Genomic DNA, 13,451 nt, shown 5'->3' with positions numbered 1-13,451 from the left:
ATCTGGATTCCTTTCTGTCCGCAAGACCCTGCCATGACCGCAAACGCGAACACCTCCCCGCTCACCCGGCACTACGCCGATGAACTGGACGCCATCCGCGCGCAGGGCCTGTTCAAGTCCGAACGCATCATCACCAGCCCGCAGTCGGCCGAAATCACCCTGGACGACGGCCGCACGGTGCTGAACTTCTGCGCCAACAATTACCTGGGCCTGGCCGACCACCCGGATCTGATCCAGGCCGCCAAGGACGCGCTGGACAGCCACGGCTTCGGCATGGCCTCGGTGCGCTTCATCTGCGGCACCCAGGACCTGCACAAGCAGCTGGAGCAGCAGATCGCCGATTTCTTCGGCAAGGGCGACACCATCCTGTACGCGGCCTGCTTCGACGCCAACGGCGGCCTGTTCGAGCCGCTGCTGGGCGAGAACGACGCGATCATTTCCGACGCGCTCAACCACGCCTCGATCATCGATGGCGTGCGCCTGTGCAAGGCCAAGCGCTTCCGCTACGCCAACTGCGACATGGCCGATCTGGAAGCCCAGCTGCAGGCCGCCGACGCTGCCGGCTGCAAGACCAAGCTGATCACCACCGACGGCGTGTTCTCGATGGACGGCTTCATCGCCCCGCTGGATGAAATCACCGCGCTGGCCAGGAAATACAACGCGCTGGTGCATATCGACGAATGCCACGCCACCGGCTTCCTCGGCGCCACCGGCCGCGGCTCGGCCGAAGTGAAGGGCGTGCTGGAGAAGATCGACATCATCACCGGCACCCTGGGCAAGGCCATGGGCGGCGCGCTGGGCGGCTTCACCTGCGCCAGCGCCGAGGTCATCGAACTGTTGCGTCAGCGTTCGCGCCCGTACCTGTTCTCCAACTCGCTGCCGCCGCACGTGGTCGCTGCCGGCATCAAGGCATTCGAGATGCTGGCCGCCGCCGACGACCTGCGCAGCACGCTGGCCGACAACACCGCCTACTTCCGCGAAAAAATGACCGCCGCCGGTTTCGACGTGAAGCCCGGCGTGCACCCGATCAGCCCGGTGATGCTGTACGACGCACCGCTGGCGCAGAAGTTTGCCGAGCGTCTGCTGGAAGAAGGCATCTACGCCATCGGCTTCTTCTTCCCAGTGGTGCCGAAGGGCCAGGCCCGCATCCGCACCCAGATCAGCGCCGCCCACAGCCGCGCCCATCTGGATCGCGCCATCGATGCCTTCACCCGCATCGGCCTGGAACTGGGCGTCATCAAGAGCTGATCCATCGCATCGGCAGAAAGCAAAACAGGCGCCCTAAAGGCGCCTGTTTTTTTCGTAGCGCCGAGCCATGCTCGGCTGAGGCTTCACCGGTAAAGCCACTGCCGAGCATCGCTCGGCACCACCGGAAATCTGCTGCGAGGCTGCCGGAAACCTGCTGCGCAGGCTGGGATGGAGCGAAGCGCAATCCCAGCAATCCGCGATTACGATGCGGCCGGGATTACCCCCATCTACGGCGTTACCAAGCGCAGCTCGGCTCTACCAACAATCAGTTCTTCGCTGCTTTTGCCGTCGGTGCTGCAGCCGGTACCGGCGCGCCCTTGGCCACACGAATGCCGTTGGCCTTCATCCATGCGTCGAACTGGTCGGCGCTCATCTTGCTTTCGCCCTGCTGCATCAGGAAGCGGTAATTACCCAGCGCGTCCTTCTCCGCAACCGGCGTTTCCACGGTCACGGTGATCGGCTTGTCACTCGCCTTGCTTGCGTGCTTGCCCGACGTTGCGCAGCCGGCCAAGGCCACCACCGACAGCATCACCAGCGAGATGCCTGACGCACGAATAAGAGCTTGCATGGCTGCGTTCCCGTTTAAGACAGAGGGCTAGTCTAAACAATCACTCGAACAAGTCCAGCTATTGCACTGAATTTATTGAATTAATTACCGCATTCAGCCAAGCAACTTATCGCCTCGCCAAGGCATCCAACTCTGCCGCACTGAGCTCGCGCCACTGCCCCTTGCCCAGCTCACCCAGCTGCACCGGCCCGATGGCGACCCGCATCAAACGCAACACGTCGAATCCAAGCACATTCAACAGTCGGCGGATGTGACGATTGCGGCCCTCGTCGAGCACCACTTCCAACCAGGCCGTCCGCTCACCGTGGCGTAGGACTTCCACCGAATGCGCGGCAAGGTGTTCGCCCGCATCATCGACCCCCTCCTGCATGCGTGCAAGCTGTGCCGCATCGGGCACCGCGTCGACCTGCACGCGGTAAGTCTTCAGTGGCCCGGTGGCCGGGTCGGTCAAGCGCGCCGCCCATTCCGGGTCGTTGCTGAAAAACAGCAATCCTTCGCTGGCCTTGTCCAAGCGCCCGACCGGCGCCATCCACGGCAGCCCGGCACCGTCGAAACACTGGTACACCGTTTCGCGCCCGTGCTCGTCCTGCACCGTGGTCACCAGCCCGCGCGGCTTGTTCAAGGCGATATACAGCCGCCCCGCCGCAGCCAACGGCTGGCCATCCAGCAGCACCTTGTGCCGCCCGGTCAGGATCGGGAACTCCGGGTCACGAATCACCCGCCCATCGACGCTGACGCGGCCATCCAGCACCCGCCGCGCCGCTTCACTGCGCGAGCAGACACCGGCCTTGGACAACACCCGCGCCAGCCCGTGGCGCACCTGCACCTCGCCTGTGCTGGCACGGGAAAGCAAACGCCCGCCAGGTTTGGCCGGGCGGGCGCTTGAACGATACGGGGGCTTGCGCTGCGTCATTCGTACGGAAGCGACTGTGCCGCCTTACTTGACCTCGGCTGCAGGCTGCGCCGCCGGTGCTGCCGCTTCGGCCGGAACCGGACGCGCCTTGACCACGCGCACACCGCGCGCCTTCATCCAGGCGTCAAATTCTTCAGCGGTCATGCGCTTGCCGTTCTGGCTCATGTCAAAGCGCCACGGCGTGTTATCGAACTCGGTCTGCGGCTTGTACGCAGCCGGGTCGTTGGCATTGATCGCGCCACGCGCAGGAATCGCGTTGGCCACGTTGTTGCAGCTCTCAACGCGCAGACGCATCAGCACGCGGTCCAGCGATTGTTCCTCGCTGATCCCCGAGCTCAACACACCCGACGGCAGGCCCAGCTGACCCGGGCGCACATACAGCTCCGAGGCAACCGGTGCGATCACCGTGGCCGGCAACGGCGCAGCCGGAACGGCACTGGCCGAACAATCCACTGCTGCATGGGCGGCGGGCATGGCAGCCAGCACGACAAGACCAGCCAGAACAGTACGCAGCATTGAATTTCCATTAAGACAGGAGAACGCGGCGAGTGTAGGCAGCGCTCGCACTGCTTTCAACCGTTACGTGCGGCCCAACGGCGATCCATGCGCGCGGGCACAAAAAAACAAGGCCCGGCAGATGCCGGGCCTTGCTGTATCGCAACCGAAACGTCCGATTAGTTCTGGACGTTCAGCTCGGTGCGACGGTTCTTTGCACGACCTTCCGGGTTGTCCGAACCATCAGCATTGGTGTTCGGAGCAATCGGACGGCTCTCGCCGTAGCCGATCGGGCCCTGCAGACGAGCAGCCGACACACCGTTGGTGGTCAGGTAGTCGTACACAGCCTTGGCGCGACGCTCGGACAGCTTCTGGTTGTAAGCGTCGGTACCCTTCGAGTCGGTGTGACCGGCAACTTCAACGCGCAGATCCGGGTAACGCTTCAGGATCTCGGTGGCTTCGCTCAGGATCGACACGGCGTCCGAACGCAGGGTGGCCTTGTCGAAGTCGAAGTTGACGCCCTTCAGATCGATCGAGACCGGCACCGGGCAACCGTCCGGACCAATGGTCTGGCCAGGCTGCGAGTTCGGGCACTTGTCGTCGCAGTTGTTGACGCCGTCACCGTCGTCATCCAGGTCTGCGCAGCTCGGAGCAACCGGAGCCGGGATCACGGCAGCAGCGGTCGGAGCCGGGCCGAGCGGGATCACGACACCGACCGAAGCCAGCACGTCGCCGAACCAATCCTGCTTCTTGGAGCCGTCGAGAGTCGGGTTGACGCTCTGGTCGTCGAAATCAGCGCGGTAGGCCAGTTCGGCACGAACGGCAACGCGCTTTTCGAACGTGGTCTGCAGACCAACGCCGACCTTGGCAGCCAGGTTGCCGTCCTTACGGTCTTCCAGGTTACCGGCGGTGGTCAGAAACTCTTCTTCCGACTTCTGGTAACCCAGGCCTGCCAGCAGGTAGGGGTTCCAGCCGCGGCCTTCCTGGATGAAGTGGCGACGCAGGTCCAGCGAAACGCCGTACTGCGACCAGTTCTGATCCTGGTTGGCGTCGAAGTTCGGGTTCTGATAGTTCAGCTCACCGTCCAGCGACCAGTTCGGGCTGATGAACTTGCCCAGACCCAGCGTGGCGAACGGAGCATCGTTGGTGCCACGATCGCCGTCCTGGAAGTTGAAGCCGGCCGAACCGGTCAGGTACCAGCGGTCGTCGAATTCCTGAGCCGAAGCGGCCTGGGCAAATGCCAGACCACCCAGCAGTGCGGCGGTAAGGATCTTCTTGTTCATGAAATACAGCTCCTTGTTTCGGGGGTATGAAACCGGTAGAGGCATGGTCCAGCACAGCGATTTCGTCGCGTTCAGAGACGGCCGTTTCCGCACGCCATCGGGGTGCACAGTATGCGCTGGCCCGTGAAGACGATGTTAACGACCATATAACAAATGGCGCAACCACCAGACCTCTACATGTCCGGCTGGGCGAACCGTATACAGCTTCATCAAAGGGTGCAAGAGCCTGCTGTGGCAAGCCTTCCGGCGTATTTGCTGCATTGCGGTCGGTTTTGTCCGAAAACCCCGGGGAAACTCAGCCAAGCCGCCGCTGTTACCGCCAGCTGAACCGTTTGCTGAGTATGATGATTCTGCTCCCCCGCAAACGGAACTTTTCCGCATGAAAGCGATCGGCCTGACCCATTACCTCCCCATCAGCGACCCCGATTCCCTGCTGGATGTCGAGTTATCGGCTCCCGCTGCCCCCCAAGGCCAGGATCTGCTTATCCAGGTACAGGCGATTTCGGTCAATCCGGTGGATACCAAACTGCGCGGCCCCAAACCCGGCCAGGAAAATCCCCCGCGCGTGCTGGGTTTCGATGCGGCCGGCACGGTGCTGGCAATCGGCCCGGAAGTGACTGCCTTTGAAGTCGGTGATGAGGTGTATTACGCCGGCGACGTCACCCGCCCTGGCTGCAATGCCCAACAACAGTTGGTGGATGAACGTCTGGTCGGGCGCAAGCCCACCACGCTGGACTTCGCCGAGGCCGCCGCACTGCCGCTGACCACGCTCACCGCGTGGGAGCTGCTGTTCCAACGCATGCCGTATCAATTGGACGGCAAGCGCAACCTGGGCAAAGTGCTGCTGGTGATCGGCGGCGCGGGCGGTGTGGGTTCCATCGCCATCCAGTTGGGCCGCTATTCCGGCTTCACCGTAGTTGCTACGGCGTCGCGCGATGAAAGCGTGACGTGGTGCAAGCAACTGGGCGCGGACCATGTCATCGACCATCGCCAACCGCTGGCGCCGCAGCTGCAGGCGGTGGGTATCGAGCAGGTGGACGCCGCGCTCAATCTGGCCAACACCGACCTGTACTGGCAACAGTTGGGTGAACTGCTCGCGCCGCAGGGCCACGTCGGTTTGATCGTAGAGCCGGCCGGCGAGCTGCGCATTGGTGACCCCTACAAATCCAAGTGCATTGGCATCCACTGGGAATTCATGTTCACCCGGGCGCGCTTCCGCACGGCGGACATGATCGAGCAGCACCGCATCCTGACCCGTGCCGCCAGCCTGATTGACGCCTGTGAGCTGCGGACCACGCTGACCCAGCGGCTGGGACCGATCACCGCTGCCAATCTGCGTCTGGCCCATCAGCAGCTGGAGTCCGGCCGCAGCATCGGCAAACTGGCGCTGGAAGGCTGGAGCTGAGGCTTCGCCCCGGTTGATTGCAACAAACGCAGCGCGCGCGAGTTGATCGCGTGCGCTGCGCTCATTTCCTTGATGCGCGCTCGCCGCGCCGCCCTGCCCTTGTGCCCGCCATGCTCACACCTGCGTTTGTCGTCCGCCTGCTGCAATTGCTGCTGGGCTTGTTCCTGTTTGGCATCGCCTCGTCGCTGATGATCCGTGCCGGCATCGGCATTGCGCCGTGGGACGTATTGAGCCAAGGCATTTCGCTGCGCAGCGGCTGGGCGTTCGGGCTGGTTACCAACGTGGTGGGCGTGGCAGTGCTGCTGATGTGGCTGCCGCTGCGACAGAGGCCCGGGCTCGGCACGGTGCTGAATGTGCTGCTGATCGGCCCCAGCGCACAGTTGGGGCTGGCCGTGCTGCCGCCGGTAAGTGGCCTGCTGTGGCAGGTTCTGGTGTTCATCGCCGGCCTGTTGCTGCTGGCCGTCGCCACTGGCCTCTACATTGGGGCGAACTTCGGACCGGGGCCGCGCGATGGCCTGATGACCGGCCTGCACGCGCGTAGCGGCTGGGCCATATGGAAGGTCCGCACGTTGATTGAAGCCAGCGCACTGGCCATCGGCTGGTGGCTGGGCGGCAATGTCGGCCTTGGCACCTTGGCCTTTGCGCTGTTGATCGGACCGCTATGCGGCATCACCCTGCCGCTGTTCGACCGGCGCACCGGTGCTGCAGCGGCGCCGGCAACCTGAGCAACGCTGCGCACTGCTAGCGCCGCAGCCGTAGCACCTGTTCGCGGATGTACCAGTCGCGCAACGCCACACCGGCCGCCACGCGCTGTACCTGTGCCGCGGATGCAGCGTCCGGCGCCTGCCCTTCCACCGCAATGTGGCGCGGATCCCGCCAGACATGCAGCTTCGGCGCGACCAACGGGGACAGCATTCCTTCTGCGGTGTACAGGCGCTCGAACTGCGCCAGTGCCTGGCTGCCGTCGCTCGACCGCTCCCACAGATTCCTGCCGGTCGCGAAATAGCGTTCGCCCGGCAAGGCCAGCGACACCAGCGTCGGCATCAGGTCGCCGTGGCCGGCAAAGGCGCGGACATCGGGGCCATCGCCAGGCGGCGCATAGGCCTTGGGTACGCGCAGATAGGCAAATACCCGATCAACGTCCACCTGCTCGGCAGGCAGGTCGTAGTGATAGTGCGAGCGCAGGTTGTGGTCGCCGGCCGCCGCCACCAGCGTCCGTTCGCCGAGCGGGCCTTGCCGCAACTGCTGCAGGAAGCCGCCGAACTCATCGGCCTGATATTGATAGGTGGCCAGCATCTTGCGCAGCTCGGTTTTGTCGGCCAATGCGCGCGGCCCCAGTGCATTTGGATCGAGCGGCAAGTCCGGGCGCGGCGTATCCAGCTCAAACGGCGGGTGGTTGGTGGTGGTCAGCAGCACCAGGAACAACCGTTCACCGCGTGCGTCAGCCTGAGTCAGCAACTCCTGTGCGAAGTGGAACAGATAGGCGTCATACAAGCCCCAATCGGTGCCATGCGCAGCAGGGAAGCGCTTGCGGATATCGCGCGCGTCATACACCTGGTCAAAGCCCTGCTGCGGCAGCGCGGTCCCCAACTCGCGCCAGTCACTGCCGCCGCCATACAGAAATGCAGTGCGATAGCCGGCGCGCTTGAACGGCAGCGCAGCCGAGGTATCGAATGCCAAACGCGCATTGCGGCCATTGGCCAGCGGCGTGATCGGCGTGCCGAGCAGCAGGTATTCCAGCGTGGGATGGGTGCCGTTCTGGCCGGAAATGAAGTTCTCGAACTGATAGCCGTGCGCCAATTCACCACGCAACCGGCCCAGCACGTCGTTGCCCGGGCCATCGGTATACAGCAGGTCCTGACCAAACGATTCCATCAGACCAACCACCACGTGCGGCGACTCGGCCAGCGGGCGGGCGTGGCCCGGCGCAACCGGGAACAGCGCGCGGTGGATCTGCTCAGGCTCGCCGGAGGGCAACCCGGCGGCCGTCGCCGCCTGCTGCAACGTTGCGAAGCCCAAGCGATGCACGCCAACCAGCGGATCGGCGTTGATGTCGGTTTCCTTGGCACGGATGCGCGCGGCGCGATACAGCGTCAATGGCGCGTTGAGCACCAGCGCATTGACGAACGGATCGGCCGACACCGTCACATCGCGACGCACCAACGGGAACGTCCCCACCGTGCCGCGCGCCAACAGCAACAACAGCAGGCACTGCACGACCAGCAGCAACACCCGTGCCCAGCGCGCCGAACCGGTCGGCCAGCGCGCGCCCAGCCAGCGCCCCATGCGCGGCACCGCCCAACCCAATGCCGCACCGCCGAGCGCCAGTGCCAACACGCCGGGAATGACCGGGTAGTCGTCCCAGACCGTTTCCAGAATCGCGCTGGTGTCGTCCTCGAACATGCCGAACACGATGGGATCGAAGCGCGTCTTATAGAACGCGTAGTAGAAGTGTTCGCAGACTGACAACAGCGCGAACAACAACAGCAGGGCCACCAACAACCATTGCGCCCCGCGCACAGCCTGCTCGCGACGGCCCGCCAGCCACACCGGTGTTGTCAGCAACCCGACCAACAGCGCGCAGATCGCGCCAGCCACCAGGTCGTAACGGGCGCCTTGCAACAGCGCAGGCCACAGCAGCTCATTGCCGCGCGAAACGCCGGCATAGCTCAGCCACATGCCCAGGCGCGCAACCGCCCCCAAGGCAACAACGCCCGCAACCAGCATCCACAGGCGGGGGAACAAACGCTGGCCATGCGCCGGCGAAAAAGCAGGATTCATTGATATCGGCCCCGGACAACAACAGGCCACCGGTCGGCGGCGGCGCGAATTGTAATCGGCCTGTCACACACAGTCTTTATTGCGCCAGCCGCATTGAGGATTGAGAAATCCCCGCGTTGCCCCTCAGAATGGGCCCATTCCGTACGCAAGCGTATCCAACATGACGCCAGCCACCGCCAGCCACTTTCCAAACCTGTTCGCCCCCCTGGACCTTGGCTTCACCCAGCTGCGCAATCGCATCCTGATGGGATCGATGCACACCGGGCTGGAAGACCATGTCCGCGATTTCCCGAAACTGGCCGCCTACTTTGGCGAACGCGCCGAAGGCGGTGCCGCCTTGCTGGTCACCGGAGGCTTCTCACCGAACGTCGTCGGCTGGCTGGCGCCGTTTGGCAGCAAGCTGTCCTGGCCGTGGGAAGTGGGCCGGCACCGGCAGGTGACTGCGGCGGTGCACAGCCACGGCGCCAAGATCTGCATGCAGTTGCTGCACGCCGGCCGTTACGCCTACCACCCCTTGCAGGTGGCACCGTCGAAGTTGAAGGCGCCGATCAATCCGTTCACCCCGCGTGCGCTCTCGGCACGCGGCGTGGAGCGGCATATCAGTGACTACGCCCGCGCCGCCAAACTGGCGCGCGATGCCGGCTATGACGGCGTCGAGGTGATGGGCTCGGAAGGCTATCTGATCAACGAGTTCATCGCCCCGCGCACCAACAAGCGCACTGACGCCTGGGGCGGCGATGCAGCCAAGCGCATGCGCTTTGCGGTGGAAATCGTGCGCCGCATCCGCGAAGCCTGCGGACCGGATTTCATCATCATCTACCGGCTGTCGCTGCTGGACCTGGTGGACGACGGCAGCAACTGGGAAGAAGTGCTGCTGCAGGCCAAGGCCATCGAAGCGGCCGGCGCCACGCTGATCAACTCCGGCATCGGCTGGCATGAAGCACGCGTGCCGACCATCGCAACGTCGGTGCCGCGTGCGGCATTCACCGGCGTCACCGCCAAACTGCGGCCGCACGTGAATGTGCCGGTGATCGCGGTGAACCGCATCAACATGCCCAACGTGGCCGAGCGCGTGCTGGCCGATGGCCACGCCGACATGGTGTCACTGGCACGTCCGCTGCTGGCCGATCCGCAATGGCCGGCCAAGGCCCGCGCCGGCAAGCCGGAAACCATCAACACCTGCATTGCCTGCAACCAGGCCTGCCTGGACCACATTTTCGTCAACAAGCGCGCGACCTGCCTGGTCAACCCGCGTGCCGCGCATGAAACCGAACTGGTCTATCGCCCGACCACCGCGCCCAAGCGCGTGGCCGTGGTCGGCGCTGGCCCGGCCGGTTTGGCCTGCGCCACGGTCGCGGCCGAGCGCGGCCACCACGTCACCTTGTTTGATGCGGCCAGTGAGATCGGCGGCCAGTTCAATGTGGCCAAGCGCATTCCCGGCAAGGAAGAGTTCCACGAGACGCTGCGCTACTTCCGTCACCGGCTGGCCGACACCGGCGTGGACGTGCGCCTGGACACCCGCGCCGATAGCGCCACACTCGCCGGCTATGACGACGTGGTGATCGCCACCGGCATCCTGCCGCGCAAAGTGGACTTCCCCGGTGCTGACCACCCGATGGTGGTGAACTATCTGGACGTGCTGCTCGGCCGGGTGAAGGCCGCTGACAAGGTGGCGGTGATCGGCGCTGGCGGCATTGGTTTTGATGTCGGCGAATTCCTCGTTCACGAAGGCCCCTCGCCCGCATTGGACCCGGCACGCTGGATGGCCGAATGGGGCGTGGACCCGAGCTTCGAGAAACGTGGCGCGCTGGTAAAACCGCAACCTGAAGCGCCCGCGCGCAAGGTCTGGTTGCTGCAGCGCAGCCCCGGCAAACCGGGCGCTCGCCTGGGCAAGACCACCGGCTGGATTCATCGCGCCACGCTCAAGGCCAAGGCGGTGACGATGCTCGGCGGCGTGGAATACCTGGGCGTGGACGACAGCGGCCTGCGCATTCGCGTTGATGGCCAGGAGCAGTTGCTCGACGTCGGCAACGTGGTGGTCTGCGCCGGCCAGGAACCGCAGCGCGAATTGGCCGATTCGTTGCTGGCTGCTGGCCGCACCGTTCATATCATTGGTGGCGCCGATGTGGCCGCTGAGTTGGATGCCAAGCGCGCGATTGACCAAGGCAGCCGCTTGGCAGCGGTGCTTTGAGGTTGTGTTGATTTGAAGGGGAAGCGAAAGCACCCGCCCTCCCCTTCGTGTTGCGAAAGGGAGGGCGGGGAAAGCAGCTGATCTGTATCCCCTTCGCTGCCGCGCTGGAAGCGGTACAGCACCGCACCAGCCACCCACGAAAACGGCATGCGTCACCTCCTCCCTTGCGCGAAACGCAGGGCAGGATTGAGCAGCGGTGCCGTTGTAATCGCAGCGGTTTGCGCCATTTCAGCGACGCTGCGCAACGCCATTTCCGCTGACTTTCCCCTCACCTGTTCCTCACTTCCTGGCGCGCACTCTTCGCCCCGCGCCGGGTACAACAAACCTGAATGTCAACAAGCCCCATTCAGGATGGGTTTGGTGTTCGCCCCCTACCTTGCGCCCTCTTCCGCTCACCCCCCAGTTCTGGTGAGCAAGGTCCGGCCCTCCCCCAATCTCATTGAGGGCCGACCACGGGGCGGCCCCGATGCCACGGCCGCCTCCCCATAACGCCAAGTCGCAGTCGACCGGTTCCACGCTTCAGGAACAGGCGAGCTGCGGCCCACACGGAGCAAGGAGATTTATGAAACTGGCCTGGATTCTCTGGCTGTCGCAGATGTTGCCGCAGCCGGCCGCCGATTCACTGTGCTTGAGCACCACCGTTTACCTGGAAGCCCGCGACCAGACCCTGCGCGGTCAGCAGGCAGTTGCCGAAGTTGCCCTGCGACGCTTGGACAGCGGCCTTTGGGGTGACTCGATGTGCCAGGTGGTGACTGCCCGCAAGCAGTTCGCGCCGACCCTGGTCTCGCCGGGCACTCAGCTGCGCAACAACGATGCCTGGGCAGAAGCCGTCGACGTGGCGTTCGCCGCCGAGCGCAACTGGGCCCTGCCGGTCGAGCAGCGCAAGGAGATCGTGCCGGGTGCCAGCCACTTCGCCGCGCTGTCCATCGCAAGCCCGAGCTGGCGCAATGCCTACCAGGTGGCGACCATCGGTGGTCACACCTTCTTCAAAGTGCAGTCGCTGAAGCCGCGCGCTTCCTGAGCCACGCACCCGGGATACGTGTCGCCACACCCTGCAACGGGCAAGTGGTGATAATGCGGGGGTCATTCCACTCCCGAGGTATCTGATGAAGCTCTACACCAAGCCCGGCGCCTGTTCGCTGGCAGACCACATCGCATTGATCTGGTCCGGCCTGCCCTTCGAAGTGCAGGTGGTGGACTACGCGACCATGAAGTCGCCCGAATACATGGCCATGAACCCGGCCGGCGCGGTGCCGGTGCTTGAGGACGATGGCTGGGTGCTGACCCAGAACGCCGCCATCCTGCATTACATCTGCGACAAGGCACCCGGCGCAGGCCTGGACGGCGGCAGCGACGCGCGCACCCGCGCTGAAGTGAACCGCTGGCTGTCCTTCGTCAATGCCGACGTGCATCCGACCTTCCACCCGATCTTCGGTTCCACCAAGTATCTGGAAGACGATGCGGTCATCGCCCGCACCCAGCAGAACGCGCGCGAAAAGTTGAAGGCGCTGTATCAGCGTATCAATGATCGTCTGGCACAGACCGATTGGCTCGGCGGCACACCGCGCCCATCCATCGCCGATGCCTACACCTACGTGACCCTGCGTTGGGCACGCGGCCTGAAGATCGACCTGACTGGCATGGACGCGCTGGATGCGTTTGAACAGCGCATGGAGGCCGACGCGGCCGTGCAGGCTGCGCTGAAGGCGGAAGGTCTGGCGTAAGCCATCCAACAAATGGATGCGTCACCAACGGGTCGCCAGCGCACATGCTGGCGGCCCGTTTGGTTTCAGCGACATGCATGGGCGCAGATCACGCCGATGGATCAACGCACCGACAGCGTGCTGAGCAAACGCGGCGCGGCGCGATACAACGCCGGATACTGCTGCTTCAACGCGTCGACTTTGGGCAGGTCGTTGACGCGGATGTACAACGATTCAGGATGCAGCGCGAGGTAGTTCTGGTGATAGCGCTCTGCCGGGTAGAACGTTTCTCCGCCATCCACCTGGGTAACCAACGGTGCCTTGAACACCCCACTGCGTTGCAGCTGCGCGATGTAGGCACGCGCAGCATCGCGTTGATCGGCCGCGTTGGCGTACAGCGCCGACCGATACTGCGTTCCGCGATCCGGCCCTTGTCGATTCAGTTGCGTGGGGTCGTGCACCACCGAGAAGAACACCTGCATCAACTGTCCGTAGCTGACCTGCGCGGGATCGTAGGTAACCTGCACCGCTTCTGCATGACCGGTACTGCCGCTACCCACTCGCGCGTAGTTGGCATTGGCTGCACTGCCGCCGATGTAACCGGCCACTGCGCTGTCCACGCCCTTGATGTGTTGATACACGCCTTGCACACCCCAGAAACAGCCGCCGGCGAACACCACCTGCGCGCGCTTGGTCCCGGGCTGTTGCAGATCGGCAATGCCACTGGGCGCAGGAATGACGAGCGGCGCTGACGCCGCATGCACGGGGCGATCCAGACTGAGCACGCCGATCACCAGCAATGCCGCGACCAGCACGGCGATGCTGCCGGCAACCACTTTGTCCATGGCGAGTGTCATCGTCTGC

12 protein-coding genes are annotated in these 13,451 nt (G+C 64.3%); 6 read left to right on the top strand and 6 right to left on the bottom strand.

All coding sequences use genetic code 11. The features are described from left to right. Positions 1 to 33: 33 nt before the first annotated feature. Positions 34 to 1,248, top strand: coding sequence for a glycine C-acetyltransferase (gene kbl / locus ACREP4_RS05030; protein WP_431595084.1), 1,215 nt, complete (start codon positions 34 to 36; stop codon positions 1,246 to 1,248). Positions 1,249 to 1,513: 265 nt separating this feature from the next. Here the strand turns inward: kbl and ACREP4_RS05025 are convergent, their stop codons facing one another. The 4 genes from ACREP4_RS05025 to ACREP4_RS05010 form a co-directional block, all read right to left on the bottom strand. Then, on the bottom strand, positions 1,514 to 1,816 hold the full coding sequence (locus ACREP4_RS05025; RefSeq protein WP_431595083.1) for a hypothetical protein: 303 nt from the start codon (positions 1,814 to 1,816) through the stop codon (positions 1,514 to 1,516). Positions 1,817 to 1,922: 106 nt separating this feature from the next. Continuing rightward, positions 1,923 to 2,729 carry a pseudouridine synthase gene (locus ACREP4_RS05020; RefSeq protein WP_431595082.1) on the bottom strand — a complete coding sequence of 269 codons (807 nt, stop codon included), beginning with the start codon at positions 2,727 to 2,729 and terminating at the stop codon, positions 1,923 to 1,925. 24 nt (positions 2,730 to 2,753) lie between these two features. Continuing rightward, the gene (locus ACREP4_RS05015) at positions 2,754 to 3,245 is read right to left on the bottom strand and encodes a hypothetical protein (protein ID WP_431595081.1); all 492 of its coding nucleotides are present in this window, start codon (positions 3,243 to 3,245) and stop codon (positions 2,754 to 2,756) included. 158 nt (positions 3,246 to 3,403) lie between these two features. Further along, the gene (locus tag ACREP4_RS05010; protein WP_431595080.1) at positions 3,404 to 4,507 is read right to left on the bottom strand and encodes an OmpA family protein; all 1,104 of its coding nucleotides are present in this window, start codon (positions 4,505 to 4,507) and stop codon (positions 3,404 to 3,406) included. A gap of 379 nt (positions 4,508 to 4,886) precedes the next feature. Here ACREP4_RS05010 and ACREP4_RS05005 point away from each other — a divergent pair, with 379 nt between their 5' ends. Together ACREP4_RS05005 and ACREP4_RS05000 are read left to right on the top strand one after the other, a co-directional pair. Next, positions 4,887 to 5,912, top strand: a complete 1,026-nt coding sequence (locus tag ACREP4_RS05005; protein ID WP_431595079.1) for a zinc-binding alcohol dehydrogenase family protein — start codon at positions 4,887 to 4,889, stop codon at positions 5,910 to 5,912. Between the two features lie 110 nt (positions 5,913 to 6,022). Beyond that, positions 6,023 to 6,637, top strand: coding sequence for a YczE/YyaS/YitT family protein (locus ACREP4_RS05000; RefSeq protein WP_431595078.1), 615 nt, complete (start codon positions 6,023 to 6,025; stop codon positions 6,635 to 6,637). A gap of 16 nt (positions 6,638 to 6,653) precedes the next feature. Here the strand turns inward: ACREP4_RS05000 and ACREP4_RS04995 are convergent, their stop codons facing one another. Beyond that, complete coding sequence (locus ACREP4_RS04995) at positions 6,654 to 8,693, bottom strand: LTA synthase family protein (protein WP_431595077.1); 2,040 nt, start codon at positions 8,691 to 8,693, stop codon at positions 6,654 to 6,656. Positions 8,694 to 8,853: 160 nt separating this feature from the next. On the opposite strand from ACREP4_RS04995, the gene ACREP4_RS04990 reads away from it, so the two are divergent. From ACREP4_RS04990 to ACREP4_RS04980, 3 genes are all read left to right on the top strand, one after another. Next, a complete protein-coding gene (locus tag ACREP4_RS04990) occupies positions 8,854 to 10,884 on the top strand; it encodes an FAD-dependent oxidoreductase (protein ID WP_431595076.1) in 2,031 nt (676 codons plus the stop codon). Positions 10,885 to 11,446: 562 nt separating this feature from the next. After that, the gene (locus ACREP4_RS04985) at positions 11,447 to 11,905 is read left to right on the top strand and encodes a cell wall hydrolase (protein WP_431595075.1); all 459 of its coding nucleotides are present in this window, start codon (positions 11,447 to 11,449) and stop codon (positions 11,903 to 11,905) included. A gap of 85 nt (positions 11,906 to 11,990) precedes the next feature. Then, complete coding sequence (locus tag ACREP4_RS04980) at positions 11,991 to 12,608, top strand: glutathione S-transferase family protein (protein WP_431595074.1); 618 nt, start codon at positions 11,991 to 11,993, stop codon at positions 12,606 to 12,608. 101 nt (positions 12,609 to 12,709) lie between these two features. On the opposite strand, the gene msrA is transcribed toward ACREP4_RS04980, so the two are convergent. Further along, positions 12,710 to 13,444: a peptide-methionine (S)-S-oxide reductase MsrA gene (gene msrA / locus ACREP4_RS04975; RefSeq protein ID WP_431595073.1), complete on the bottom strand. Its 735-nt coding sequence runs from the start codon at positions 13,442 to 13,444 to the stop codon at positions 12,710 to 12,712. Positions 13,445 to 13,451: the final 7 nt, after the last annotated feature.

This window comes from Stenotrophomonas sp. (assembly GCF_050737575.1).
Classification (GTDB): Bacteria; Pseudomonadota; Gammaproteobacteria; order Xanthomonadales; family Xanthomonadaceae; genus Stenotrophomonas.
This window is presented reverse-complemented; position numbering and strand designations above follow the sequence as displayed.

Bases quoted from the DNA above. Each gene is read 5' to 3' on its own strand.
- kbl (WP_431595084.1), top strand. From the start codon at position 34: ATGACCGCAAACGCGAACACCTCCCCGCTCACCCGGCACTACGCCGAT.
- ACREP4_RS05025 (WP_431595083.1), bottom strand. From the start codon at position 1,816: ATGCAAGCTCTTATTCGTGCGTCAGGCATCTCGCTGGTGATGCTGTCG.
- ACREP4_RS05020 (WP_431595082.1), bottom strand. From the start codon at position 2,729: ATGACGCAGCGCAAGCCCCCGTATCGTTCAAGCGCCCGCCCGGCCAAA.
- ACREP4_RS05015 (WP_431595081.1), bottom strand. From the start codon at position 3,245: ATGCTGCGTACTGTTCTGGCTGGTCTTGTCGTGCTGGCTGCCATGCCC.
- ACREP4_RS05010 (WP_431595080.1), bottom strand. From the start codon at position 4,507: ATGAACAAGAAGATCCTTACCGCCGCACTGCTGGGTGGTCTGGCATTT.
- ACREP4_RS05005 (WP_431595079.1), top strand. From the start codon at position 4,887: ATGAAAGCGATCGGCCTGACCCATTACCTCCCCATCAGCGACCCCGAT.
- ACREP4_RS05000 (WP_431595078.1), top strand. From the start codon at position 6,023: ATGCTCACACCTGCGTTTGTCGTCCGCCTGCTGCAATTGCTGCTGGGC.
- ACREP4_RS04995 (WP_431595077.1), bottom strand. From the start codon at position 8,693: ATGAATCCTGCTTTTTCGCCGGCGCATGGCCAGCGTTTGTTCCCCCGC.
- ACREP4_RS04990 (WP_431595076.1), top strand. From the start codon at position 8,854: ATGACGCCAGCCACCGCCAGCCACTTTCCAAACCTGTTCGCCCCCCTG.
- ACREP4_RS04985 (WP_431595075.1), top strand. From the start codon at position 11,447: ATGAAACTGGCCTGGATTCTCTGGCTGTCGCAGATGTTGCCGCAGCCG.
- ACREP4_RS04980 (WP_431595074.1), top strand. From the start codon at position 11,991: ATGAAGCTCTACACCAAGCCCGGCGCCTGTTCGCTGGCAGACCACATC.
- msrA (WP_431595073.1), bottom strand. From the start codon at position 13,444: ATGACACTCGCCATGGACAAAGTGGTTGCCGGCAGCATCGCCGTGCTG.